General features: G+C 40.1%; 25 protein-coding genes, 11 tRNA genes and 1 pseudogene. 33 read left to right on the top strand and 4 right to left on the bottom strand.

Translation table 11 applies throughout. From position 1 onward, the window contains the following. Positions 1–135: 135 nt before the first annotated feature. From LXM54_RS06840 to LXM54_RS06710, 27 genes are all read left to right on the top strand, one after another. Positions 136–1,404, top strand: a complete 1,269-nt coding sequence (locus LXM54_RS06840; RefSeq protein ID WP_233314309.1) for a glycoside hydrolase family 1 protein — start codon at positions 136–138, stop codon at positions 1,402–1,404. Positions 1,405–1,569: 165 nt separating this feature from the next. Beyond that, positions 1,570–2,868 carry an MFS transporter gene (locus tag LXM54_RS06835; protein ID WP_233314308.1) on the top strand — a complete coding sequence of 433 codons (1,299 nt, stop codon included), beginning with the start codon at positions 1,570–1,572 and terminating at the stop codon, positions 2,866–2,868. A gap of 76 nt (positions 2,869–2,944) precedes the next feature. Next, positions 2,945–3,847 carry an alpha/beta hydrolase gene (locus LXM54_RS06830; protein ID WP_233314307.1) on the top strand — a complete coding sequence of 301 codons (903 nt, stop codon included), beginning with the start codon at positions 2,945–2,947 and terminating at the stop codon, positions 3,845–3,847. 34 nt (positions 3,848–3,881) lie between these two features. After that, positions 3,882–6,791: an alpha-L-rhamnosidase gene (locus tag LXM54_RS06825; protein ID WP_233314306.1), complete on the top strand. Its 2,910-nt coding sequence runs from the start codon at positions 3,882–3,884 to the stop codon at positions 6,789–6,791. Positions 6,792–7,042: 251 nt separating this feature from the next. Further along, entirely contained in the window at positions 7,043–7,471 is a 429-nt protein-coding gene (locus LXM54_RS06820; RefSeq protein WP_233314305.1) for a GNAT family N-acetyltransferase, read from the top strand. A 33-nt stretch (positions 7,472–7,504) separates the two neighbouring features. Beyond that, a complete protein-coding gene (locus LXM54_RS06815; protein WP_233314304.1) occupies positions 7,505–7,816 on the top strand; it encodes a putative quinol monooxygenase in 312 nt (103 codons plus the stop codon). Between the two features lie 47 nt (positions 7,817–7,863). Further along, positions 7,864–8,424, top strand: a complete 561-nt coding sequence (locus LXM54_RS06810; RefSeq protein WP_233314303.1) for an AAA family ATPase — start codon at positions 7,864–7,866, stop codon at positions 8,422–8,424. 150 nt (positions 8,425–8,574) lie between these two features. Further along, positions 8,575–9,378, top strand: a complete 804-nt coding sequence (locus LXM54_RS06805) for a helix-turn-helix domain-containing protein (RefSeq protein WP_233314777.1) — start codon at positions 8,575–8,577, stop codon at positions 9,376–9,378. A gap of 21 nt (positions 9,379–9,399) precedes the next feature. Further along, positions 9,400–10,320: a DMT family transporter gene (locus LXM54_RS06800; protein WP_233314302.1), complete on the top strand. Its 921-nt coding sequence runs from the start codon at positions 9,400–9,402 to the stop codon at positions 10,318–10,320. A 282-nt stretch (positions 10,321–10,602) separates the two neighbouring features. Beyond that, the gene (locus tag LXM54_RS06795) at positions 10,603–11,244 is read left to right on the top strand and encodes a hypothetical protein (RefSeq protein ID WP_233314301.1); all 642 of its coding nucleotides are present in this window, start codon (positions 10,603–10,605) and stop codon (positions 11,242–11,244) included. A gap of 1 nt (position 11,245) precedes the next feature. Then, positions 11,246–12,946: a GMC family oxidoreductase N-terminal domain-containing protein gene (locus tag LXM54_RS06790; protein ID WP_233314300.1), complete on the top strand. Its 1,701-nt coding sequence runs from the start codon at positions 11,246–11,248 to the stop codon at positions 12,944–12,946. Positions 12,947–13,010: 64 nt separating this feature from the next. Then, positions 13,011–13,538, top strand: a complete 528-nt coding sequence (locus LXM54_RS06785; protein ID WP_233314299.1) for a DUF3231 family protein — start codon at positions 13,011–13,013, stop codon at positions 13,536–13,538. A gap of 216 nt (positions 13,539–13,754) precedes the next feature. Next, a tRNA-Glu gene (locus LXM54_RS06780) sits at positions 13,755–13,829 on the top strand. 7 nt (positions 13,830–13,836) lie between these two features. Then, positions 13,837–13,912, top strand: a tRNA-Val gene (locus tag LXM54_RS06775). 6 nt (positions 13,913–13,918) lie between these two features. Beyond that, positions 13,919–13,994: transfer RNA gene (locus LXM54_RS06770), tRNA-Thr, on the top strand. A 9-nt stretch (positions 13,995–14,003) separates the two neighbouring features. Further along, positions 14,004–14,088 (top strand) — tRNA-Leu (locus LXM54_RS06765). A gap of 19 nt (positions 14,089–14,107) precedes the next feature. Then, positions 14,108–14,182, top strand: a tRNA-Gly gene (locus LXM54_RS06760). A gap of 7 nt (positions 14,183–14,189) precedes the next feature. After that, a tRNA-Arg gene (locus LXM54_RS06755) sits at positions 14,190–14,266 on the top strand. 18 nt (positions 14,267–14,284) lie between these two features. Next, a tRNA-Ala gene (locus LXM54_RS06750) sits at positions 14,285–14,360 on the top strand. 4 nt (positions 14,361–14,364) lie between these two features. Beyond that, positions 14,365–14,457: transfer RNA gene (locus tag LXM54_RS06745), tRNA-Ser, on the top strand. A 15-nt stretch (positions 14,458–14,472) separates the two neighbouring features. Beyond that, positions 14,473–14,549 (top strand) — tRNA-Asp (locus tag LXM54_RS06740). Between the two features lie 9 nt (positions 14,550–14,558). Further along, positions 14,559–14,632: transfer RNA gene (locus LXM54_RS06735), tRNA-Gly, on the top strand. Positions 14,633–14,637: 5 nt separating this feature from the next. Continuing rightward, positions 14,638–14,718: transfer RNA gene (locus tag LXM54_RS06730), tRNA-Leu, on the top strand. Between the two features lie 128 nt (positions 14,719–14,846). Further along, positions 14,847–15,824, top strand: coding sequence for a tRNA dihydrouridine synthase (locus tag LXM54_RS06725; RefSeq protein ID WP_233314776.1), 978 nt, complete (start codon positions 14,847–14,849; stop codon positions 15,822–15,824). Positions 15,825–15,999: 175 nt separating this feature from the next. Continuing rightward, positions 16,000–16,497: a DUF1456 family protein gene (locus LXM54_RS06720; RefSeq protein WP_233314298.1), complete on the top strand. Its 498-nt coding sequence runs from the start codon at positions 16,000–16,002 to the stop codon at positions 16,495–16,497. A gap of 10 nt (positions 16,498–16,507) precedes the next feature. Further along, positions 16,508–17,215 carry a M48 family metallopeptidase gene (locus LXM54_RS06715; protein ID WP_233314297.1) on the top strand — a complete coding sequence of 236 codons (708 nt, stop codon included), beginning with the start codon at positions 16,508–16,510 and terminating at the stop codon, positions 17,213–17,215. A 160-nt stretch (positions 17,216–17,375) separates the two neighbouring features. Further along, the gene (locus LXM54_RS06710) at positions 17,376–17,822 is read left to right on the top strand and encodes a CBO0543 family protein (protein ID WP_233314296.1); all 447 of its coding nucleotides are present in this window, start codon (positions 17,376–17,378) and stop codon (positions 17,820–17,822) included. 51 nt (positions 17,823–17,873) lie between these two features. Here LXM54_RS06710 and LXM54_RS06705 read toward each other — a convergent pair whose 3' ends face one another. Further along, positions 17,874–18,887, bottom strand: coding sequence for a helix-turn-helix transcriptional regulator (locus LXM54_RS06705; RefSeq protein ID WP_233314295.1), 1,014 nt, complete (start codon positions 18,885–18,887; stop codon positions 17,874–17,876). 157 nt (positions 18,888–19,044) lie between these two features. Here LXM54_RS06705 and LXM54_RS06700 point away from each other — a divergent pair, with 157 nt between their 5' ends. Continuing rightward, on the top strand, positions 19,045–19,758 hold the full coding sequence (locus LXM54_RS06700; protein ID WP_233314294.1) for a class I SAM-dependent methyltransferase: 714 nt from the start codon (positions 19,045–19,047) through the stop codon (positions 19,756–19,758). A gap of 19 nt (positions 19,759–19,777) precedes the next feature. On the opposite strand, the gene LXM54_RS06695 is transcribed toward LXM54_RS06700, so the two are convergent. Together LXM54_RS06695 and LXM54_RS06690 are read right to left on the bottom strand one after the other, a co-directional pair. Then, the gene (locus LXM54_RS06695) at positions 19,778–20,236 is read right to left on the bottom strand and encodes a CBO0543 family protein (protein WP_233314293.1); all 459 of its coding nucleotides are present in this window, start codon (positions 20,234–20,236) and stop codon (positions 19,778–19,780) included. Positions 20,237–20,281: 45 nt separating this feature from the next. Beyond that, a complete protein-coding gene (locus LXM54_RS06690) occupies positions 20,282–20,737 on the bottom strand; it encodes a hypothetical protein (RefSeq protein ID WP_233314292.1) in 456 nt (151 codons plus the stop codon). A gap of 138 nt (positions 20,738–20,875) precedes the next feature. On the opposite strand from LXM54_RS06690, the gene lepB reads away from it, so the two are divergent. From lepB to LXM54_RS06660, 5 genes and pseudogenes are all read left to right on the top strand, one after another. Further along, a complete protein-coding gene (gene lepB, locus LXM54_RS06685; RefSeq protein WP_233314291.1) occupies positions 20,876–21,433 on the top strand; it encodes a signal peptidase I in 558 nt (185 codons plus the stop codon). A gap of 23 nt (positions 21,434–21,456) precedes the next feature. Continuing rightward, complete coding sequence (locus LXM54_RS06680) at positions 21,457–21,795, top strand: HIT domain-containing protein (protein WP_233314290.1); 339 nt, start codon at positions 21,457–21,459, stop codon at positions 21,793–21,795. 12 nt (positions 21,796–21,807) lie between these two features. After that, on the top strand, positions 21,808–22,467 hold the full coding sequence (locus LXM54_RS06675; protein ID WP_233314289.1) for an HAD family hydrolase: 660 nt from the start codon (positions 21,808–21,810) through the stop codon (positions 22,465–22,467). Between the two features lie 103 nt (positions 22,468–22,570). Next, a pseudogene (locus LXM54_RS06665) lies at positions 22,571–23,580 on the top strand (GerAB/ArcD/ProY family transporter). A 226-nt stretch (positions 23,581–23,806) separates the two neighbouring features. Further along, the gene (locus LXM54_RS06660) at positions 23,807–24,676 is read left to right on the top strand and encodes a cation diffusion facilitator family transporter (RefSeq protein WP_233314286.1); all 870 of its coding nucleotides are present in this window, start codon (positions 23,807–23,809) and stop codon (positions 24,674–24,676) included. 13 nt (positions 24,677–24,689) lie between these two features. Here the strand turns inward: LXM54_RS06660 and LXM54_RS06655 are convergent, their stop codons facing one another. Beyond that, positions 24,690–25,439 carry a sulfotransferase family 2 domain-containing protein gene (locus LXM54_RS06655; protein ID WP_233314285.1) on the bottom strand — a complete coding sequence of 250 codons (750 nt, stop codon included), beginning with the start codon at positions 25,437–25,439 and terminating at the stop codon, positions 24,690–24,692. Between the last annotated feature and the right edge of the window lie 70 nt (positions 25,440–25,509).

Here is a 25,509-nt window from a genome sequence, read left to right as displayed (position 1 = left end):
ATAACTTAAGTCTCTTAACTACCTAATATCTTTGAATCGAGCAAACATTTCCTTTGTATTTGCCATTAAATCAATTGAAAACGCTTGCTAAAATAAAAGACATAAGAGTAAGTAAAAGATATTAGGGGTGTATACATGATGAGTTTTTCATTTCCAAAGCAATTCCTCTGGGGCTCAGCAACGGCAGGCCATCAGGTGGAGGGCAATAACAATAACAGTGATTTTTGGGCAGAGGAGCAAGTCGAAGGCTCGCCGTATCAAGAAAAATCGGGGGATGCAATCGACCATTACAATCTTTATAAAGAAGATATCGCCCTAATGGCAAGCCTTGGCTTAAAAGTGTTCCGCTTTTCTATAGAATGGTCGAGAATTGAGCCAGAGCCAGGACAGTATTCACAAGCTGCCTTGGATCATTATCGGGACGTTATTGAAACATGCTATGCCAATAATATGACACCTTTTGTCGCGATGCATCACTTTACATCACCAAAATGGCTGATGCAATTTGGCGGCTGGGCAAGCCCAGATGTACCTGAACGCTTTGCCAACTACTGTGAAACAGTATTCCGTGAGCTCGGTCATTTAATTCCGTATGTTTTGACGATGAATGAGGTGAATCTGCCTGTCATGCTTCGTGAGCTGTTTACGGGCATTGGGTTTATTCCGCCGGTCGGAATTGATCAAGATGCATGGACAGCGCCTAAATGGCGCGAGGCTGCAGCTGAGCGTTGTGGTACGACAACAGACAAGTATTTTACTTTCCATATGATATCTGATGAGAAATCGATGAAGCTTCTCCACAAAGCTCATGTTAAAGCGCGCCAAGTGATCAAGGATATTTCTCCTGACACATTAGTTGGCTTTTCCATGGCGCTGTCTGATGTACAATCCATCACAGGGGGCGAGAAAATAGCTGCGGAAAAATGGCATAGCTATTTTGAACAATACTTGCCGATGATGGCAGGTGATGACTTTTTTGGTCTGCAAAACTACACGAGAGAAGTGTACGGTCCAAATGGTCAAGTGCTGACAGAGCATGCAGAACGAACACAAATGGGCTATGAATATTATCCGGAAGGCTTGGCAAATGTCATTCGCAAAGTATCAGCTGCCATCACCATTCCAATCATTATTACAGAGCATGGCATTGCTACAGACAATGATGAAAGACGTGTAGAATTTATCCGCAGAGGATTAGAGGGTGTTCAGGCTTGTATAGAGGATGGTATTGATATAAGAGGTTATTTGCATTGGTCCACTTTTGATAATTATGAGTGGAATTCAGGTTACTCCAAAAAATTCGGATTAATTGAGGTAGACCGCACTACACAAAAAAGGACGGTAAAAGAAAGCGCCAAATATCTTGGCCAAATCGCTCAAACCTGCTCCCTTGTTAACAAATGACCTTACCACTTGCTCCCAAGCTTTTAGGGAGCAAGCTTCTTATTATAGTTATTATTCGATAATCTTTGAATCAAGCAAAAATATTCTTTGATTATCTCATTCATTTGTATGAAAGCGCTTGCTATAATGTGAAAAAACAATACTAAGGACAAAGTTGGAGGGAAAATGATGGAGACAGTTGGCTGGAAAAGGACACCGTTTAAGAGGTTGATAGTAGCGGCAATGCTTGGTGTCGGTACTGCTATCGCACCACTAGTATTATTAGGGTTTGGTCTTTCTACTTTTATTGTAATAAGAATTGTAGGTTCAGAGGATGCGACTGCTGTTTATGGAACGGCATCAGGGATTACAGGAATTGCCATTGTTATTTTTGGATTGTTTGGAGGGGTGATTGCTGATAAGACAAGGCTCAAAATGGGGAGAAGAAGATTTTGGATGGTAGCAGGAAGCATTCTTGGTGCGATTTCAATGCTGATGCTTACCTTTGCATCATCCATTCCTATATTCATTATTTCTTTATGCTTGGTGAATTTCTTTTACGGCATGGTTTCCCTTTCCAGTTATGCAATAGTTCCAGAGCAGGTAGATCCGGATAAATTCGGCCGTGTGTCAGGTTTGATTGGAGCCGCTGGACCTGCATTAGTTATGTCTGGTCAAATGCTGATGGGGGTGCTCGCCAATTCAACGATTGAACAAAAGATGATTGCATTGATTATTGTCCAGCTGATCGGCGGAATAACGGCGGCACTTTTAATTAAGGATAATTATTTGGCGAAAACAGCCACAATCAGCAAAAAAAAACTTGGTATTCGCGGCTTTTATCCGAGCTATAAACAGCATCCTGCATATACTTGGGCCCTTTTAACAAAGCTGTTCATCAATTTCTCCAATGCAGGATTGAATATGCTCACTTTGTTTTATATTGCCAGATTTCATTTAAGCGAAGCGGAAATTTTTCAAATTATGGGGCTGACTGCGCCTACGATTATCATGATGGTTGGAGCCGGCATTCTCGGCGGGTTTTTATCAGATAAAGTGAAAAAGCAAAAGCCGTTTGTAATGGGAGCGGCCCTAGTTACCGCACTGTGCCTTGTTGCCTTTGCATTCTCCACAAGCGTGGCATGGGTTATTGTCGGTAATTTCATCTTTAACTTTGGGTTCGGTATGTACAATGCTGTCGATAATGCCCTTGTAAACCGCATCCTGCCTTCTAAGGAAAATGCGGCGAAAGATATTTCTATCATGAATACAACAACAAATATGGCCTCCACATTAGTCAGCTTTGCAGCTCCAGCTCTGATTGCTTTTGGTGCAAGTACATTTGGCGGTGATGGATACACGCTGTTTTTCCTAGTGCTCGCTGTGTTTTCCATTCTCTCTGCTATCGCTGTTCTTCCGATTCCAGAAATGGAAGGAAAAGGGGATGTTGATGACGAACCTATGGATGAAATCGTCGTTTCCTAAATGTTGATTGGGATGAATATCTATTCATCCCTTTAAGGAAAGTGACGCATAAAGCTGCCAAAGGGGAGAAGCATGTATGAAAATCGAAAAGATTCAGTTATGGGAAGATAATGCTCATGTTACCTTGACTGCCTATCTGCTAGAGAATTCTCAAGAATTTCAAACAGATAAAAAGCGTCCTGCTGTTATTATTTGCCCAGGAGGGGGTTATTTAAATACATCTGACAGAGAGGCAGAACCGATTGCTTTACGGTTTGCTTCAAAAGGCTACCATACATTTGTGTTGCGCTACAATACGTACTTTCGTGAGTGGGTGAAAGATTTCAAACAGCTACCGGAGGTAAATGAGCGCTCTCTCTATCCCAATCCATTACTTGATTTAGCGAAAGCGATATCTTTAGTAAGAAGAAATGCGAAAGAATGGCTTGTAAATCCAGATGCCATTGCTTTATGCGGCTTTTCTGCTGGTGGTCATTTGGCAGCAAGCATGGCTGTTCATTGGCAAGACAGCTTCCTCCAAGAGTCTATTCAAGCAAGCAGTGATTTATTTAAGCCAAATGCTGTTATATTAGGATATCCGCTCCTTGATTATGAATGGATGAAAGCAAAAGTAGAGCGTGATGCGGATGAGAATAAAAAAAGCTTTTGGGAAATATCAAGCAAGGCAGTTTTCGATACAACCACACCTACTGACCAACAGCTAAGAGAAGCAAGTCCTGCCCGTTATGTCACTATAAATACACCGCCTGTCTTCCTATGGCATACAGCCGATGATGATTTAGTTTATGCAGAAAATGCTTTAGTTTTTGCTGTAGAACTAACAAAGCATCATATTCCCTATGAATTACATGTATTTGAAAGTGGTGTACATGGATTGTCGCTAAGTGATGAAACGACAGCAGGCAACGCTGAACACATAAACGAAGCATGCCAGCCATGGTTTGATTTAGCGGCCGCATGGCTGAAAAGGCAGTTCTAATAATGACAGAAATTTTACTAGAAAGGAAGTTACTATGACACACTTAAAAGCAGCATCCTTAACAACTGAGTACCGAACAAATCCACTCGGCATTGATTGTAAAAAACCACGGTTAAGCTGGAAAATCATTTCCGATGAAAGAGGAACATTGCAGCAATCCTACCAAATTCAAGTTTCTGAACATCCTACTTTTGATACATTACTGTGGAATACAGGCATCATTCACTCACAAGAGTCCTTGCATCTTCCATATGAAGGTCCAGATCTAAAAGAAAGAACTAGATATTTTTACAGAGTGAAAGTCTGGGATAATAAAAGCCGCGAATCCGCTTGGAGTGAAACAGCTTGGTGGGAGACTGCTTTGTTTGCCGAATATGACTGGAAAGCACAATGGATTACACCAGATGAAGAAGTGATAGACCGTTTGAGTGAGCCGGCTTTTTGTCTAAGAAAAGAATTTCAGCTGCAAAACGACATTGTATCTGCCCGCATATATGGCACAGGCTTAGGTCTGTATGAGCTGTATGTAAATGGAGAGCGTGTCGGTGATGAGCTGTTTGCTCCCGGCTGGACCAGCTATCACAAACGTCTTCAATATCAGACATATGATATCACATCCCAACTTCAAGCGGGACCGAACGCCTTTGGCATCATGCTTGCAGACGGCTGGTATAAAGGGAATATGACATGGGAAAACAAGCGTCATATATACGGCGACAGGCGAGCAGCATTTTTTGAGCTGCATGTAAGATACAATGATGGCACGGAAGATATTATTGTGACAGATCCATCATGGAAAGCAGCATTAGGGCCTGTTGTATATTCAGAGATTTATCAAGGAGAAAAATATGATGCAAGACTTGAGGAGGGTTTCAGTCTGCCTGACTTTGATGACAGCAGCTGGTCTTTAGTGCAAGAACAACAAATGCCTGTAGGTCAGCTGATTGCACAAGAAAATTGGCCGACAAAAGTGACCGAGGTTATTAAGCCTATTGCGGTATTTACGACTCCTTCAGGAGAGACGGTAATCGATATGGGGCAGAACATGGTCGGCAGAATTCGCTTTTTTGTTAAGGCTGATAAAGGAACGAAGATTATTTTAAAGCATGCAGAGGTGCTGGATAAGGACGGAAACATATACTTCGGCAATTTGCGCAAGGCAGACCAGCAAGTAGAATATATTGCAAAAGGAATCGGGCTGGAAAACTATGCTCCGCACTTTTCTTTCCAAGGTTTCCGATATGTGAGGGTGGAAGGGTATCCAAACCAGGAAAACGGGCTTTCTCTCGAGCACTTTGTAGGCGAAGTCATCCATACAGATATGGAGCCGACTGGAGAGTTTGAATGCTCCAACCCGCTTGTAAACAAGCTTCAGGAAAATATTAAATGGGGGCAAAGAGGCAATTTTCTTGATGTGCCGACAGACTGCCCGCAGCGTGACGAGCGCCTTGGCTGGACTGGTGATGCACAAGTATTTATACAGACGGCTTTGTTCAATTATCATGGAGGTCCTTTTTTCACAAAGTGGCTTCGTGATCTCAAGGCAGAGCAGCATCCAGATGGAGGAGTTCCCTTTGTTATTCCAGCTGTAGTCGGCGGTGCCAATGCGGCAGCCTGGGGTGATGCAGCAACAATTATTCCATGGGAGATTTACAAAGCATACGGAGATAAGCGGTTGTTAGCAGAGCAATATGACAGCATGAAGGCATGGGTTGAGTATATGCGCAGACAAGGGGAAAATGAGTACCTCTGGATTGTCGGCTTCAATTTCGGTGATTGGCTTGCCCTTGATGCACCGTCAGGCAGCTACAGCGGTGCCACACCAAAGGACTTTATTGCAACAGCTTTTTATGCACACTCCACGAGAATTCTGCGTGATGCTGCTAAAGTGCTTGGCAAATGGGAAGATGCTAAAAGTTATGGTTTGCTGCTTGAAAATATAATAGAAGCATTCAATCATGAATTTGTCTCTAAATCTGGCAGGCTAGTGTCACCGACGCAAACCGCCCATGTTCTGGCATTGATTTTCGATCTCGTCGATGGAGGCGTAAAAAAGCGCACAGCACATGAATTAAACGAGCTCATTATTAACAATAATTATCATTTGACAACAGGGTTTGTCGGAACTCCGTATTTATGCTTTGCTCTTTCAAAAGCAGGTCATCACGAAACAGCTGTTAAACTATTGCTGCAAGAGGGCTATCCTTCCTGGCTTTATTCTGTCAAAAAAGGAGCTACAACCATATGGGAGCACTGGGATGGAATTAAAGAGGATGGTTCGTTTTGGAGCGATGATATGAATTCCTTTAATCATTATGCTTACGGCGCAATCGGGGATTGGATGTACAGAAAAGTTGCAGGCCTTGATATGGATGAAGAGCTGCCAGCCTACAAACGAATCCGCATACAGCCAGCATTTGCCGGAATTCACTTAACCTATGCAAAAGCTGCTTTTGAGTCGATGTATGGCAGAATCCAATCCGCTTGGAGCATAACAGCAGACAAGATTGAACTGAAAGTAGAGATCCCAGCAAATACAACAGCAGAAATTGTCTTGCCGTTTGCACAAACAGCGAATGTGTCAGAAGGCGGAAACCCGCTTGCACAAGCAAATGGAATTTATACGTATAAGGAAAAGGATGATACAGTCACGTTAACCGTCGGATCTGGCAGCTATCATTTCCAATATGATAACAAGAACGGATTAATGGTGGAATTTACGAAGAACTCACGATTGATTGATGTGCTAGCACATCAATCATCAGCAGCTATTCTCGATAAGCATGCACCATGGATTGCTAAGCCGCCAGGCATTTTTGCGATGAGAACAAAAACATTGCAGGAATTAGCAGAGTTTCCAGAAGCGAACCTGACAAAAAATCAAGTGGATGCTTTAATAGAAGAGCTTAACACCATTGAGTGGAAAGCAGAGTTAGTGAAATAAAGCATTATAAGTCATTCATCAATTGATGAATGACTTATTTCTATTTTAGTAGAAGGGATATAGCCATCTGGTGGAGAATTATTCCAACAAAGACTATGGCCACTTGCAAAAATTACGAGCCTGTGAAGAAAGTAAGGGAAAAATTTTTTCGGATGATATGAATATATTTGGTAACAGCAATATGGATAGGATGCATGATGCACTGAAAACTTTGTCGGACAAATAGAAAGATCGATGGGGTGAAAAGGAGAATGAAAATTTGCAGAGAATCTTATCAAGAAAATAGTGATTTTCTCCGAAAGAGGGTAATAGAATACAATCTTTCCCGCTTGCCAGATGCGGTAAAGCATCCAGTTAACAAACTCTGCTTTACTGCCAGAGATGATAACGAAAAAATCGTTGGCGGTATTTCGGGAGTGATTTTTTGGCATCATTTGCAAATCGAATCATTATGGGTGGATGAGACAAAAAGAGGGGAGGGATATGGCAGCAGTCTGCTCAAAACAATCGAGGAAAGTGCTATTGAATGCAAATGCACCCATATTCAACTGGATACCTTCAGCTTCCAAGCCCCAGAATTTTACCGGAAACATGGCTATGAGATTGCTGGACTCATTAGTGAACATCCTACAAAGGAAAGCAGCCAGTATATTTTAGTAAAACGTTTAAAAAGATCTTAAGCGAAAAAATAGCATAGAGAAGAGGGATAAACTATGGAGAATTTTGGATTATTAGGAAAGTTTACGGCTAGGGAAGAGAATCGTGATATGCTTGCAGCCATTCTAATTGAAGCCGCATCGCAAATGGAGGCAGTTGAAGGCTGTCAACTGTATACGATTAATCTGCCAGAAACTGAACTTGATAGTGTGTATGTTTATGAGGTATGGAGCAGTAAAGCCGCCCACGAAGCTTCTTTATCCCTTGAAGGAGTGCAAACGCTAATTAATCAGGCGAAACCATTGATTACAGGGATGGAGAGAATGGAAAGCTTTAAGCAGGTGTGGGGCAAGGGAACATTCCGTTGAGTCTGTCTTATTCCCGATAAGTATCAGGTAGGAAGGAAGAATACATCATGAAGTTTGTTCTTATATTTGGACCGCAGGCTGTTGGAAAGATGACGGTTGGCCAGGAGTTAGCCGCCATTACAGGTTTAAAGCTTTTTCACAATCATATGAGCATTGATTTAGTCAGTAATTTTTTCGGATATGGAACGAAAGAAGGAAGCAGGCTTGTAAATCTTTTTCGGCAGGAAATCTTTGAGACAGTCGCCAAAAGTGATTTACCTGGATTAATTTTCACCTATGTGTGGGCATTTAATTTGAAAGAAGATTGGAATTATGTTGAAAAAATCTCTAATATTTTTAAACAACAAGGCGGAACAGTCTATTACGTCGAATTAGAAGCAGATCTCGACGAACGGCTATACAGAAATAAAACTCCGAACAGATTAGAACATAAGCCAACAAAAAGAAATATTGAATGGTCGGAATCAGAGCTAAAAAGCTCTCTGGAAAAATATCGATTAAACTCCCGTGAAGGAGAGATACAAAAAGAAGAATATTTAAAAATAAACAATACAGATAAAAGCCCTAAAGACGTTGCTGCGTTGATTAAAGACAAATTCAAGCTGTAAATTCATTGCTTTGCTTCTTGGATCAGAAGCATGGCTTTTTTTTATTGGCTTTTAGTCAATATCATACAAGAGCAGCTATAAAGTCATATGCTACACTAATTTTAAGAAAATGAACGAAAAAGGAGGCACGTCTCATTGAAGGGAAAAAGAATGGTGAAATTTGATTCTCAGCTGCAGGTGGAAGCATACCATTTTGATGGGATCATGCAGAAATTCCCAAACCATTTCCATGAATATTATGTTATCGGCTTTATCGAAAATGGGCAAAGGAAACTCACTTGCAAAAATAAGGAATTTATTATTAACAAAGGAGATATGGTCATCTTTAATCCTCTTGATAATCATGCATGTGAACAAGTTGATCTTAATGCGTTAGATTACCGCTGCTTGAATATTAATGCTGATATTATGAAGAAAGTAGCTAAGGAAATTATGGGAGTAGATTATCTTCCTTATTTTACTTCACCTGTTCTTGTGCAAACAAGCTTTGCACCACTGTTAAAGGAAGTGCATGAGATGATTATGTCTACCAATGAAGAGCTGGAAAAGGAAGAAAGCTTTTATTTTTTAATGGAACATTTAATCAAAGAATGCAGCATTAAGTATGAAGAAAGTACATCAACAGATGAGCGTCTGCATGCAGTATGCCGCTATATGGAAAAAAACTATACAGAACATTTAACATTAACTGACTTAGCAGAGGTTTGTGATATGAACAAATATACGCTCTTGCGGTCGTTTACACGCAATTTTGGCATTACTCCATATAGATACTTACAAACTATTAGGATTAATGAGGCAAAAAAACTGCTTGAGAGCGGGCGTAAGCCAATAGATGTTTCAATGGAGACAGGGTTTGCAGACCAAAGCCACTTCAGCAATTTTTTCACTGAATTTATTGGTCTGACACCAGGCCAGTATCGGGAGATTTATCAACATAAGAAACAAGCATGACGAAAAGGGCGAGGACAAAAAATGAGAAATCAAACTACAAATGGTCATATAGCAGCACTAGTGACTATTTTTATCTGGGGCATTACCTTTATTTCGACTAAAGTTTTACTGACAGGTTTTACACCGACTGAAATTTTGTTTTTTCGGTTTGCTATTGGCTTTATCATGCTGCTGATTATATTTCCAGCGAGGATGAAAGTAACAGACAGAAAGCATGAGCTGTTATTTATCTGTGCCGGGTTATGTGGCGTTACCTTATATTATTTGTTGGAAAATATCGCTTTAACGATGACAATGGCCTCTAATGTGGGAGTTATCAGCGGAATTGTCCCGTTTTCAACAGCAGTTCTGACGATGCTGTTTTTGAAAGATGAACGTTTAAAAGGAAATTTTTTTGTTGGTTTTGCAATGGCGATGATTGGCATCTTTTTAATCAGCTATAATGGAAAGGCCAATTTTCAGCTAAATCCACTTGGAGATATGCTGGCAGCTGTCGCAACATTTGCGTGGGCAGCCTACTCCGTGCTGACAAAAAAGATCTCAAGCTATGGCTATCATCCAATCCAGACAACAAAAAGAGTATTCTTTTACGGACTGCTTCTTATGGTGCCAACATTATTTTTCTTTGATTTCAAGCTTGAGCTTGCCAGGTTTGCTAATCCAATCTATCTATTCAATATTCTATTTCTTGGAATAGGAGCTTCTGCCGTCTGCTTCGTAACATGGAATACAGCTGTCAACATTCTTGGGGCAATAAAAACGAGTGTTTATATTTATATGGTACCTGTCATTACAGTCGTAGTGTCTATGCTTGTGCTGCACGAACAGCTGACAAAGCTGTCAGCATTGGGAATACTACTTACATTAGCAGGACTGGTTGTTTCAGAGGTGAAAATTACGATTAAGAAAAAAAGAGCATTGGGAAGCAGTGCAGTGAAATAGGTTGCTTGTTTAAGGAAGTCTTGCTGATAAATAGCCAGACTTCCTTTTTATATATAAAGAAGGGTGAGATATTGATTACCGCTGGATTTCGAGATTTCGGTAAAAGATTTATGGGAAGGAAAGGGGAAATGCTTGTTTAAGAGATAATAAGAATGAACCTTATTGGCCGAAAACGCAATTTTTCCTATCTTTTACTATTGGCAATGACATAGCCAAGCCTTGAGGTGAATAATATTAAGGATAGTAAACTATTTGATAAAAATGAGAAACAGGGGTTAGCGAATGGTTAGTATAGAAATTAGTGATGCTCATACTAAATCCACTTTTCAAGCATTTGTACAGGCAGTTATTCCTCCTCAAGCATATTACCTTCCCAACAGCACTTCGTTTATCAAGCCAGGTGCCTTTGAACTGCAGGTTTACGAATATCTAATGCAGATACTAAATCAGTCCATGCCCCTAAAGGTCAAAAAACAGTTGATGATTGCATCAATGGCTAAGTCTACAGCAGAACTGCTAGATAGTGGAGCAGTTTATCTGGTCCAATCTCAGAAAAATATATATCCGCTCTGCTGTAATACATTCCCTGAAGGTGGTCCTTACACGTTATTAGCACCATTAGACAGGCTTAACGCAATCTCATATATAGAAAGGCTAGAAATAAATCCGGTGAATTTAAAACCGCCTTATGACAATAATCCAGGACTTATTCAAAATATCGTTGATGTGTTGCATCAGCTGACTTTTTTCGGGTTTTATTCCGAATGGACGGGATATGGCAGTACTGCTTTTTTGCCTCCGGAAAACCGGCAAATGGAATATTTCCCTATTGGCTGGCATCGGGCAGGCTATCCAGGACCAGCTTATGCTTATCGGGATTTTCGCGGTTTTTTAGCTCTTATGCCACATAAAAAGGAGGGATAGTATGATGTTGCAGGATGTCATCGTAATTGGGTCTGGCGGTGGAGGGGCTGTCATGGCGAAAGAGCTTGGAGAAAAAGGATTAAAGGTGCTTGTTTTGGAGGCTGGACCTTGGTATGGCAATAAACAATGGCCGGACCCCAATGCGGAGGCAGGAAGCAAATACAGTTCCTCTTTGTCTGACCTCGACATTCATCTATACAAGCAGTTAATGGATAAGAAGGAAATGAACATGAATGATTTAGTGACAGGAAGGTATCGCTTTGGACCGGCAGACCGTAGCAAGGCGCAATGGTTCCGGAATATTAAACAAAAGGCAATGATATGGCAGTGTGCCGGCGTTGGCGGCACTACGCAAGTTTATACAGCCAACTGTCCGCGAGCTTATCCGCAATCAGTGGATGGTAAATGGCCGTTTTCGTATAAGGAGCTTATCCCGTATTATGAAAAGGTAGAGGAAACCTTACCAGTGAACTTTGCGCCAGTTACGGCAAAGGAAGAACTATTTTATTTTGGGGCAAAAAAACTCGGGCTGCATTTAAATCCATCGCTTGATATTTATTCGCCTGGATATCGACCGCAGCCTAATGCCATTCTTCCACCAAACGAAGCAATCACTAACCCCAATATTACTGATGTCGAGCTATCCTGGATGGAGGGCTGTACATTGTCAGGACACTGTATTAACGGTTGTGCTCATGGACCTTCCATTGAAAAAATCGCAAAGCGCTCTACGAATGTAAGTTATATTCCACTCGCTTTAAGGACAGGTAGTGTAAGCATAAGGCCAAATGCGTTCGCTGTGAAAATCCTGACCGAAAAGGAGGGTACTGAATTCCGTGCAATCGGCGTGAAGGTGAGAGATACATGGACAGGACAAGAAGAAGAATTAACCGCATCCGTAGTTGTGTTAGCTTGCGGCAGTATAGAAACTCCGCGACTTTGGCTGAATTCATCCCTGCCAGTAAATGAGTTTGTTGGCAAAGGATTAGTCACACATTATATGGACTGGATTACAGGAATCTTTGAAAAGAAAGATTTATTGTCTGTTATAGGAGCAACGCAAATAAGACCATATGTAGGAAACACTTGTGGAGCAAGGCTAGACTATCCAGGACTTGGTGCACTACAGACAGCTGGAATGAGTCCAGGATTGACCGCTTCCTTTTATGGCTTGAGTACAGATGGGTATGCTGTTAGAAAAGAGCGAAGCAATCACAGACCATGGGATATGGAGGGACGGCCAGTTGGACAAACTTTACATTACTTGATGGATAATTATGCTCGATCTTTAAGTATATTGGTAACAACAGACGATGAAGTGGATGACAGAAACGGTGTCGCACTAGATCCGCGTATTTCCGATGAGAATGGTTTTGTGCCAGTTATCCGGTATAGAGCTACAAAAAAATCAGCCGAGCGGCGCAGAAAACTTGCTGTACTGGCTGCAGACCTATTACGCAAGGCGGGAGCGAAACAAATTTTGCGCTCCAATTGGCCGGAGGGTATGATGATTCATATGGAAAGCACGATGAGAATCGGCTCTGTTGTGGATGAAAACTGTGAGGCCTATCAAGTAAAACGGCTTTATATTGCTGACAACAGCGTGCATGCTAATGGTCTCGGTGGTGCTAATCCAACCCTTACAACTCAAGCCTTAGCTGCTAGGACAGCAGAAAAGGTGATAGAGACTTATTTTTCTTAGTATGTTTTTAAAATTTTTAGACAAACTAACTCAAAAACATACTTAAGAAAGGTGGGATTTACTTATGAAATTGTTTGAAGTCATGTACGATGCGTTTGAGCCATTTTTGGACGGTGAAAAAAGACCATTAAATGTCTTAGAAGTCAGCAATCTGTGGTTTTATTTGTTGGCAACGGAAACAACCCTTCGTAATGAAGAGCTTGCTGTTAACATCGTTCAAGATCCAAAATTAAAAGCAATCATTAAGGATACTACCGATTCTGTGCATATTCCGATGCGTGATGAGTTAAAAGAATTTTTGACAAAAGAAGGAGTTCCGCTCCCACAGACTACCCCAGAAAAACCAGTCGGAGATTTTCGCGACATCCCGGAAGGAGCAAAACTGAATGATGAAGAGACTGCCAACCTCCTTTCTTATAATCTTGCAGCAGGAGTAAATTATGCAGCAAGAGGTCTTACAGAATCTATCCGTGCAGATGTCGGTTTGCTTTTTTCTAAATATATTATGAAGAAGACCATTGCCGGTCTAACTGTTAAGCAATACTTAGATGAGCATGGGTGGCTGCGGGTGCCGCCGTTTTACAACAAATAGTTATTCACTTTAAGTGAAAATATATATAAGTAGAAGGGAGAAGTTGAATGTAAGGAATTCAGCTTCTTTTTTTGGTATAATAATTTGTGCTAAAGACAGTCTGAGTCAAAAGTTGATACAAAAAAATAAAAAATATTAAAAAATGTATTGACGCTCATTTAAATACTAGATATAATAATCCTTGTCGCTGATACATGACAGCGAAGAAAATGAAACGGCCCATTGGTCAAGCGGTTAAGACACCGCCCTTTCACGGCGGTAACACGGGTTCGAATCCCGTATGGGTCACCAATATAATGGAGGATTAGCTCAGCTGGGAGAGCATCTGCCTTACAAGCAGAGGGTCGGCGGTTCGATCCCGTCATCCTCCACCATAATGCGCCGATGTAGCTCAATTGGTAGAGCAACTGACTTGTAATCAGTAGGTTGGGGGTTCAAGTCCTCTCGTCGGCACCATTAGATTTTGCGGGTGTGGCGGAATTGGCAGACGCACTAGACTTAGGATCTAGCGCCGCAAGGCGTGGGGGTTCGACTCCCTTCACCCGCACCATTTAATTTAAATACTCTAAGCGGAAGTAGTTCAGTGGTAGAACACCACCTTGCCAAGGTGGGGGTCGCGAGTTCGAACCTCGTCTTCCGCTCCAAAAATATGCGCCCGTAGCTCAATTGGATAGAGCGTCTGACTACGGATCAGAAGGTTATGGGTTCGACTCCTTTCGGGCGCGCCATATACATTTGCATTTTACGGGGCCTTAGCTCAGCTGGGAGAGCGCCTGCCTTGCACGCAGGAGGTCAGCGGTTCGATCCCGCTAGGCTCCACCAATACGGAGGAATACCCAAGTCCGGCTGAAGGGATCGGTCTTGAAAACCGACAGGCGGGTCAAACCGCGCAGGGGTTCGAATCCCCTTTCCTCCTCCATTAATTTAATAGTTTGGTCCGGTAGTTCAGTTGGTTAGAATGCCTGCCTGTCACGCAGGAGGTCGCGGGTTCGAGTCCCGTCCGGACCGCCATTATATTTCGCGGGTGTAGTTTAATGGTAAAACCTCAGCCTTCCAAGCTGATGTCGTGGGTTCGATTCCCATCACCCGCTCCAATTATGCCGGTGTGGCGGAATTGGCAGACGCGCACGACTCAAAATCGTGTTCCTTTGGAGTGCCGGTTCGACCCCGGCCACCGGTATTATGATGCTGCTTATGCAGTGAAATCAACGTTTCTTACACTCTGTAAGGGGCGTTTTTTATTTTAAAAAGAAAACCACCATTTGATCATAAAAAATTAATCCATAATGAGAGGATTTGATTGTAATGATGAAAGATAATTTCTGGCGTGAACTGCCACGACCGTTTTTTGTACTTGCACCAATGGAAGAGGTAACGGATGTAGTATTTCGCCATGTAGTGAGCAAAGCAGCAAGACCTGATGTGTTTTTTACAGAGTTTACGAACACAGAGAGCTACTGTCACCCAGATGGGAAGCAAAGTGTACGCGGGCGTTTGACTTTTACAGAAGATGAGCAGCCAATGGTTGCACATATATGGGGAGATAGACCTGAAAATTTCCGCCAAATGAGTATTGGAATGGCAGAACTCGGGTTTCGTGGCGTCGATATTAATATGGGCTGTCCTGTGCCTAATGTGGCATCTAAGGGGAAGGGGAGCGGCCTTATCCTCCGTCCAGATGTCGCTGCAGAGATAATCCAAGCAGCAAAAGCAGGCGGATTGCCTGTAAGTGTGAAAACAAGACTTGGCTACACGGAAGTAGAAGAGTGGAAGGAATGGCTAGCACATATATTGAAACAAGATATTGCTAACCTTTCAATTCATTTGCGTACACGTAAGGAAATGAGCCAAGTGGATGCTCACTGGGAGCTGATTCCAGAGATTAAGAAGCTCCGTGATGAAATAGCGCCAGATACATTGTTGACGATTAACGGAGATATTCCTGACTATCAAACTGGCTTGGAGCTTGCTGAAAAATATGGTATTGATGGGGTAATGATTGGGCGCGGTATTTTTAAAAACCCATTTGCATTTGAAAAAGAGCCAAAAGAACATAGCAGTAAAGAATTGCTTGATCTCTTGCGATTGCATCTTGATCTACATGACAAATATTCACAAGAATTAGAGACACGCTCATTCCGAGCTCTGCATCGCTTTTTCAAGATATATGTTAAAGGATTTAGAGGAGCAAGTGAACTAAGAAATCAATTGATGAGCACAAATTCATCGGATGAAGTGCGTGAAATGCTTGATCTCTTTGAGAAAAATGCTGACATAGTTGAGTAAGAATATGTGATTAATTGGCTGATGTGAGTACATTTACCTTGACTCCCATCAGCCAATTTTTGCTTTTATCAATTGTATATGGCTAGACTGTTGCGAAGTATTATTAGTTATACTAAAATTAAGTGCCTGTTGCTTTATAAAAAGGTACTATTATTTAATATAAGGAGTTACATAAATGGAAATTAAAGATATGCTTATTCGCTTGAGATATGCGCTAGAAATAAAAAATAAAGAAATGGTGGAGATTTTTAATCTTGGCGGTGTCGAGGTAACGGTACCTGAAGTGGTGCAAATCCTGAAAAAGACAGATGACGAAGAAGAGGAAAATGACGATCAAATTAAATGTACAACTAGTATGTTCGATTCCTTTTTAAATGGTCTCATTATTTATAAAAGGGGAGTACAAGAGCCTAAACCAGGGATGCCTAATGCTCCAGCTCAACCCTCTCAAAAAGGGGAACATATTAATAACCTCCTTCTAAAAAGAGTGAAGATAGCACTGTCTTTAACTACGGAGGATATGCTGGATATTTTTGCAAACGCAGGGTTAACAGTGACAAAAGGTGAGTTGGGTGCTTTATTGCGAAAAGAGGGACATAAAAATTATAAAGAGTGTGGAGATAAATTCGCCAGAAACTTCTTAAAAGGACTCGCAGTCCGATACAGAGGATAAGGTGATGTAAATGATTCATACGTACTCAGGTTCGACAATTAGCTATGAAGTAAAGTACAAAAATAGAACCTCCATCGGAATATCAATAAATAGCTATGGAGAAATTGAAGTACAAGCTCCGAAAAAGATAGCAGATGAAAAGGTGCTTCAGGCTTTAGAAGACAGATGGGAACTCATACAGGAAAAATTAGCAGAAATGAAGGATAGGTGGAATGGTCCACAAGAAAAGGTCTATGATAATGATGAAAGCTTTCTGTATTTAGGGAAAGCATATCCTATTAAAATATTCCAAGACCGTAAAATTAAGCAGGACTATGTTGTATTTGAAGAAGAAACACTGTATATATATGTGAAGCAGCTTGACGATGAAAAGAGTAAACAAGCATTAAGACGTTTTTATTATCAGCAGTGTAAGGACTTAGTACAAAAAAGTATCTCTGTTTATCAAGGCAACTTTAAAACAAAACCCCGTTCTGTACGGATATCAGATAGTAAAACGAACTGGGGTACATGTGATTCCAATTTGCAATTAACCTTCAATTGGAGACTGGCAATGGCACCACGTGAGGTCATTGACTATGTAGTTGTACATGAGATGTGTCACATGGTCCATTTAAACCACGACCGCTCGTTTTGGCGTCTTGTTGGGAAAATAATGCCTGATTATAAGGAAAAAGAAAATTGGCTAAGCTTTTCAAACTGGAAAATGACTGTTTAGAATACAGGGCTGGAAACAATTCATTGAGCTCTCACGATTGTGAGAGCTCTTTTTTACGTATTTTAGAATTGTTGTAAAGCAATTGCACCAAAAATGTATATAACTTGGTTAGCATTCAAACAATAATAGTTGCCATATTTAAGTTATAGGTGGGATTGATATGTATATCTTATGGAGTACAGTAGGTTTGCTTGTTATCATGCTCTTTTTTATGCCGAAGCAATTAACATGGCGAGAAAATGTCATTGTTGTGCCGATTGTAAGCTATTGTGCTTGGCTTGCTCATTTCTTCATTGCTGTGAAGCTTGATTATGTAGATTTTGGCCCATCCAAGGAGGTAGAATTTACGGATTTCGCTCTCGTTTCATTAGTTCCTCCGTTGCTAACAGTATTATATTTAAACTTTCAAAAAAATAATCATTATCTTCTCTATGTAATCATTTGGACAGCCATCTCTTTTTTGATTGAGTATCTTTTGCATAAAGCAGGATTCATGAAGCATTTCGAGTGGAAGCTTTGGCACTCTATCCCTGTATATTTTATATCTTATCTAGGTTTGTATTGGTTTTATCGGAAGGTGATCAAATGCCCTCCAGAAAACGGCTAAACTAAAGCAATCCCAAAACTCTCCCACCATCAGGAGAGTTTTGTTAATGCCTCAAGAAAAACTATATTTATTAAGCAGCACCCACACCAATTCTCCTCTCGTTGTACTGTTCGTTTTTGTGAAAATCGATTTTAAATGGTCCTGTACTGTATGTGGCGAAATATATAATGCTGCTGCAATCTCTTTAGTGGTATTTCCGAGAAATATATAGTTTACTAGCTGTTTTTCCCGGTCTGACAGTCTATATAGGGAAGCTGTATTATGTAAAATTTCTTGTGGTGCTGTTTTTTGGCAGGTGACGGCAAAGTGCTGGTCCTGTGATTGCATTAAAGTCGCATGGATTGTGAAAAATTCTCCTGCAGAGGGGTGAATACAAATTTTTGCTTCTGTCTGCACTAGATCATTCGCCTTTGCTTTTGTACATACTGCCCTAACCGGCCGCGGTAAAATGGTGCTGTCTATCTGTTCTAGCTTACGCAGAAAGTCAAGCAAGCTCTGCCCGCCTTTATTGGCTGCGGTTATTTGCATATCTTCATTAAGCAGTATCACACTTTTATCCCAATCTGCTGTATTGCCTGGTGGCAATGGAGCAGCAAAAAAGTCATACAGCTTTATGGAGATCGGCTGCAACAACGAAATTATCTCGTCCGTATCTTTTTGGGTAAACATCTGCTGTTTATTAGAACGAAACAATGTCAAAAATCCGCAGGATTTTCCTTTATACATAACAGCTGCACGCAGCTCATCTGAAAAACCAGCAGGCTGAAGAATTTCTTTACTGCGGGTACTCAACGCAAGATTTCCATTTGTAGAGTGACTTAAAACACCAACTGGAACAGGAAGCTTTATGAGATTTTCAAACCGGTTAAAGTCCTTCTGTAAATATTCATTTTCAAATAAAAGAGGATGTATTTTTTCAATCCGAGCATCCGTGAAGGCACCTGTTGATAGAAGTGTTAATGAGTCGACTGTCGTAAAACACCCTGCCTCATAACAAATAGACTTTTTTATATGTATTAAACAGTTATTCAAAAAATCAGTTATAAACGCTGTGTCTTTCTTCAATTTTTGTTCGCCTCTTTCCAGGGTGATAACTATCCCATAAATATGGGATTTTGCTTGTTGTAATTTTTAAATAGAATGATAATGATTATTAATATCATTAATTTAATGATAACAAATGGGAAATACAATTGCATTCATTAAAAAAGGAGGCATTCATATGCCGGAAAGCAAACGAGCGAAGAGCTGGGAGGATCCTAGTGTTAATTCCTATGCTACAACAATAAGGAAAAAGATTGCAGGTTACCCACTATTATATGAGCTGACAGGGAACTTGATGGAAGGTTTTTTAATTGGTGACAGTAATCATACAGTATTAATTGTCGGAGCTGGCGGCGGGCAAGAACTCGTCACATTCAGCAATAATTCGCTCTGGTCATATGTGGCTGTCGATTCCTCAGAGGAGATGCTTAAACTTGCGAAAAGCAGAACAAAGAATATAGCAGATCGAATCTGTTTTCACCACTCAGAATGGGATATGTTTTCTACCGAAAAACAATTTGATGGAGCTACATGCCTGCTTGTTCTTCATTTTATAAAAGGGTTAGAAAATAAACGGAAATTTCTGTTGAATATTGCTAAACACCTTAAACCAGGTGCACCGCTTTTACTTGCTGCCATTCAAGGAGAACAGGTCAGTGAATCTTTCGAAATGCAAATGGCGGGTTGGAGAAATTATATGATCTCAAACGGCATATCACCTGAAGAGTTCGCAGAATTTGCTGCAACAATTGGGCAGGGAACAGAGGTTAATAGTGACGAAGAATGGAAAGAATTATTGTATGACTGCGGCTTTACTAATGTCAGCTGTTATTTTGGATCATTTCTTATTAGAGGCTTCATCTGCACAAGAGATAAGGCTCAAGCTACTTAAGAACCAATAAGGGGGTATATTATTCGGCTTCCCCCCTCATTAATTTCCTAAAGATAGCAATATTGATTAGTTGAAAAATCAACAGCAGCGGATAAGCAGCGGCAGAATACCAATAGTTCCAGCCATTATGATAAAAGTAACCTGATTTAACGGAGGCAAACTCATAAATTATACAGAAAATACTCCAATAAATTACATATAAGGATTTATGAAGCACTGATTTTTTATATGGGAAAAAATTTACAAATAATATTCCGGATGCAGGAAAGAGAATGATGATTGGCAAGTACCCGGCAAATTGAATGCCTGGGGAAAAATAGCCATATAGATGGAGCTTAAGATCAAGCAGTACGTCAACAAAAAATCCAATAAACATGGAATATAGGATAACGGCATATTGCTCTGCTTGTGAAATTCTCTTCGGAATTATCCAAGCGATAACAATAAATAGGAGGCAGGAGATAATTAAAAAGGTCATAATACGCATCAGTTCCTTTAGTGTAATAATCCATAAAAAATATCGTTATCCTTTTCTTTCCTTTTCTACAACAAAACGATGAAAGAAATAGTTGCATCCTGCGACAGACAGACTTAAGCAGAAGAGCTGCAGCCTCTTAAGGTTGACCAGCTTATAGATTTTGAACTTTTCAGCGAGTGTACTTAATGGGTAGGCAAACAGAAAATCGGCAAAAATATTCGAGATAATATAAAGCCAAACTTTTTCATATGTAAGTTTAAAAATCCATAAATTTAAGGTGAAAAAAAGGCCGAATACAAAGGTGATGTCTGTAGAGAGTCCTGGAATAATCGGTTTTTTTACTTTCCACCATGTGTAGCTTTTAGAAAGCTCACTGATTAAAGTAATTAGAAGTGAACTAAAAATGCCTGTAGGTAAAAAGCGTCTAAAGGATTTCGCGCCAAATAGTAAAAAAGTGAACCATGGTCCAATCAGCAGCACATACATTTTCCAGTTTCTCATCTTTTTTCCTCCTAAAAATTATCAACATCAAATATAGTATTTCCGTCCTAACCGCATTTAATTAGTTCAAAATAATGCCATAAAATGGTACGATAATAGGGAGAAAAATGTCCGCAAACAAGAAAAGGTAGTGATAGCTTGAAAAATCTGCTGAACAATGAAAATTTTGAATGGCTGAAATCTGCCTTTATAGCGATTATTGCAGTGCTTGTCATTCGCCTATTTATTTTTGTCCCAATCATTGTGGACGGTGAATCAATGGAATCTTCGTTAGATAATGGCGACAGAATGATTGTTACAAAGGTAGGGAAGATTCAAAGATTTGATATTGTCGTGTTCCACGCTAATGAAAAGGAGGATTATATCAAGAGGGTAATCGGCTTGCCGGGCGACAAGATAGAATATAAGGATGATACACTCTACATAAATGGCGAGGCTTATGAAGAGCCTTACTTGGATAAAAACAAGCAGGAATTACGGCAATTATTCGGAAGCGGGGCATTGTTAACAGAAAACTTTACATTAAAGAGCCTGCTAGGGTTGGACCGAGTTCCGAAGGACTCCCTGTTTGTGCTCGGTGATAACAGAAGAAACAGCAAGGACAGCCGTTATATCGGAGTAATCCCGACAAGCAAAGTGGTTGGGACGACAAATGTTATTTATTGGCCAATCAAGAATATTCATCTCGTAGACTAACAAAAAAGTGAAAAGGGGAATAAATGTTGGGAAACGATTTTTACTGTGAGGAAGTTCTGAGTAATAAGACAAAGGTGAAAAGAATAATCGAAACAGATAATGTTTTAGCTTATTATCACACTAAACCATTTTATCCGGTACATATCGTGGCCATACCAAAAAAGCATATTTCGTCGCTATTGACACTTGAGGAAAGTGATCAAAAACTGCTGCTTGAGCTTTTAGGTGTCATTCAAAAGCTTGCAGCGAGTGTGACGGAGGAATATGGTGCATGTCGTGTAATTACAAATTTAGGAAATTATCAGGATTCCAAACATCTTCATTGGCATATAGTATTTGGCAATCCTCTAACGAATCAGTAAAAGGAGCGCATAATGTTACGAGCAATCATTTTTGACATGGATGGTACGTTATTTCAAACAAATTCTATTTTAGAATTGGCCTTAGAAGATGCTTTTAAACGTTTAAGGGATCAGCAGTTATGGAATAGTGCCACACCAATTGAAAAATACAGAGAAATTATGGGGGTGCCGCTTCCGCAAGTATGGGAAACTTTACTGCCCTTACACAGCCAAGAGGTACGTGCGGCAATAGATGCTTATTTTTTAGAAAGATTAATAGAAAATATCAACAATGGCAAAGGAGCATTATATCCTCACACACAAGCAGTGCTTGCAGAATTAAAAAACAGGAACTTTGCAATTTTTATTGCCAGCAATGGCCTGCCTGCCTATTTAAAAGCAATTGTCGAGTATTACGAGTTAGATAAATGGGTAACCGAAACCTTTAGCATTGCTCAAATACATTCACTAAATAAAGCCGATTTAGTAAGAGCTGGCATCCAGAAATATGAGATAGCGTCTGGCGCTGTTGTCGGTGACCGCTTGTCAGATATTCAAGCAGCGAGTCGAAATGGCTTCCTTTCGGTCGGATGTCATTTTGATTTTGCTAAACTAGAGGAGTTATCCGAGGCAGATATAGTAATAGATGACTTGCGTGATTTGCCTGCAATTTTTACTAAGTCATTAAAGTGACTCTTTCAAACTATTTGAAAGGGTCTTTTTTTGTTTATACATATATGGAGAGGCTTATGGGAATTATAGGTACATCGGTAATGGGAAAGAGGCTGCTGCTGTTATGTTAACGGAAAAAGTTTCGCTCACACAATTATTTACATTAATATTAGGCTTTAATCTAGGAAGCTCCCTTGTTTTTGGTATAGGCCTTGAGGCGAGGGAAGACAGCTGGCTTGTTATTTTATTTTCTACATTTATCGGCGTTATTATTGCCTATTTATATTATCATATGATTATGTTACAGCCGAACAAGAACTTATATCAAATCCTGGAGTTCTGCTTTAACAGACCAGTTGCAATCATAATAGGTTTTATTTATGCTGTCTATTTTTTTATATTGCAGCAAGGATTGTCAGAGACTTTAGTGTGTTGACTTCTGCTGCTATCTTGCCGTTAACACCGATAGAATTCATCGCGTTAACCTTTACGCTTCTGCTCGGTTATATTTTATATCTTGGAATAGAAGTGCTCGGTCGAACAACGGAGGTGCTGACACCATACTCTATCGTTTTTTTACTATTGCTGACGATTTTTTTGTATGGTAGCAGAAGTCTCAACCTTGAAAACATTCAGCCTGTATTAGGGAGAGGGATTGGACCATTTGTAAAAAGCATGTTTCCATACGAAGTAGCAAGGCCATATGGAGAAATGATTGTTTTTATGTGCATTCTGCCTTTAGTAGGGAATATACACAAAAGCAGAATCATCTACTTATTTTCCATTATTTTTTCAGGGCTGTTTTTAACATTAACTAGTTTGCTGATAACAGCATCCCTTGGAAGCAGGATTGCCTTAGGAGCAAACTTCCCCCTCTTATCTGCAACCCGTCTTGTATCAAATGGGGAATTTATTGAAAGAATGGATGTTATTACAGTGTTTATGATCATGCTTTTGAGTGTTGGTAAAAAGCTCGGTGTTTATATACGGAGGACTAAAAGGGCTGGAATATATATTTCGGCTTCCCTATCGCTTTTTTGTTATGCCCGTTATTTTTATCGTTTCTATGATTCATCAGCAGATATTTCGCTGACCATGTATACGAAGGTCTTCATGTTATTCATTATCTTTTAAGTATGCCGCTGCAATTTATGCTTTCACTTTTTTTATATTTAATTATTTTGGTAAAAACGGCAGTCAAACAACGAGGGATCGCGAAGTAAAAATATGGATAAGTTTTGCATGGCGGAAAAACAATTACGCAAAGTGAATTTTTTAATTTTTGTGCAAGAAGATTGCTCTAGACCCACCCGAAATATGCTTGTTATCATATGATTATTATTAAGTAGGGAGAGATTTCATGGAGGAGCAAAAATTTAAGGACTTAAAATTAGGAGAACGAGGAGCATTAATCAGTATTGCTGCCTATATTTTCCTTTCGATTATAAAGCTGTCGGTAGGTTTTATGACGGATTCACAAGCATTGCGGGCAGATGGTCTGAATAACGCAACAGATATTATTGCTTCGGTTGCAGTCCTAATAGGATTAAGACTATCACAAAAGCCTGCAGATAAGAATCATCGCTATGGTCATTGGAAAAGCGAAGGCATCTCTTCTATGGTAGCTTCATTCATTATGATGGTTGTTGGCATTGAGGTGTTAATTGATTCTGTTTCTTCCTTCATGCACAAGGATAGTCAGTCACCTGATATGATGGCAGGGTTTGTCGGTTTATTTGCTGCAGCAGTAATGTATGGTGTATATCGCTACAATAGCACTTTGGCTAAGAAAATTAACAGCAGTGCTGTTATGTCTGCGGCAAAGGATAATATTTCAGATGCGTGGGTAAGTATCGGTACGGCTGTCGGCATATTCGGGTCACAGTTGAATATGCCGTGGCTTGATTCTGTTACTGCACTGGTTGTCGGAATGCTGATCTGTAAAACAGCTATTGAGATATTCAGGCAAGCATCCCATGAGCTGTCAGACGGCTTTGATGTGGACAGGCTGCAAAAGTTAAAGAATGCTATTTTGATTATGGAAGGGGTAAAGGGCATTAAAGAAATAAAAGGGAGAAACTACGGCAATAACGAAGTGGTCGATGTTTCTATTCTCGTTGATTCTACATTGGATATTAAAAAAGCCCATGGGATAGCTGATGATGTGGAGGCAGAGCTGCAGCGTGAATACGGAGTTTACCAAGTGCATGTCCATGTAGAGCCCCAATAAAAAAGCAAGCTTTTTAAGGCTTTGCTTTTTTATTTTGTTTGTTTAAGGCTCTTTGGGCTTGAATAAATTTTTTCATTTCCTTTTTTTCCTTTTTTGACAAGCCATTCAATCGTTTTTGCAAAAGCTCTTTAGCAAACTGATACAGTTCCATATCAAGCTTATTATAGTCTTCTATCAGCTTGATCGTTTCCTTCGGGACATCTGCCCGTCTAAGCTTTTTCTTTGTAATATTGACCTTGTTATAATGAATGTCGTTCCAATTATACACAGATTTAAGTAAATATAAGGATTCATCGAATCTTTCCGTTATCCCCACAGCATCAAATGACTCTAATCTTTCTTTGGCTAAGTTAAGATCATATTGGACAGGATATCCGCATAAAAGCAGTGTCTGACAGTTATTAGCTTCTGGTTCTGTCCTCACAAACTCCTCTAACGTCATATCTTTTAATCTTTCATAGCCTGGATAGTTTCTCAAATAAGAATACAGGGATAAAACCCGATCGACAGGATGGCGAAGCATAGTGAAGTAGTGGTGCTGCTTTTGAAAATGCTCATGAACTCCATACAAATTATGGCCGGCAAATGCATTAATATCGTTTTTTTGCCGTTCTGTCAGCTGATCCAATGGAATAACTTCATTTTGAAAAAGCTCATGATCATAAATTTCCTCCACCGAAAATTGCCGTTTGAAAATAGTATTAAGAGTGGACCCGCCTGTTTTAGGTATGTGGAGAAAAATAATCAAGTCTTGTTCTGTCATTACAAACATCTCCTTTTTATTAGTAAATGAAATTTATAAAAAAAAGGGAATGGCGCAAGCATCATCAGCT

It is taken from the genome of Bacillus sp. Au-Bac7 (genome assembly GCF_021341655.1).
GTDB lineage: Bacteria > Bacillota > Bacilli > Bacillales > Cytobacillaceae > Niallia.
The sequence above is the reverse complement of the archived record's forward strand: the minus strand, read 5'-3'. Positions and strand labels throughout refer to the sequence as shown.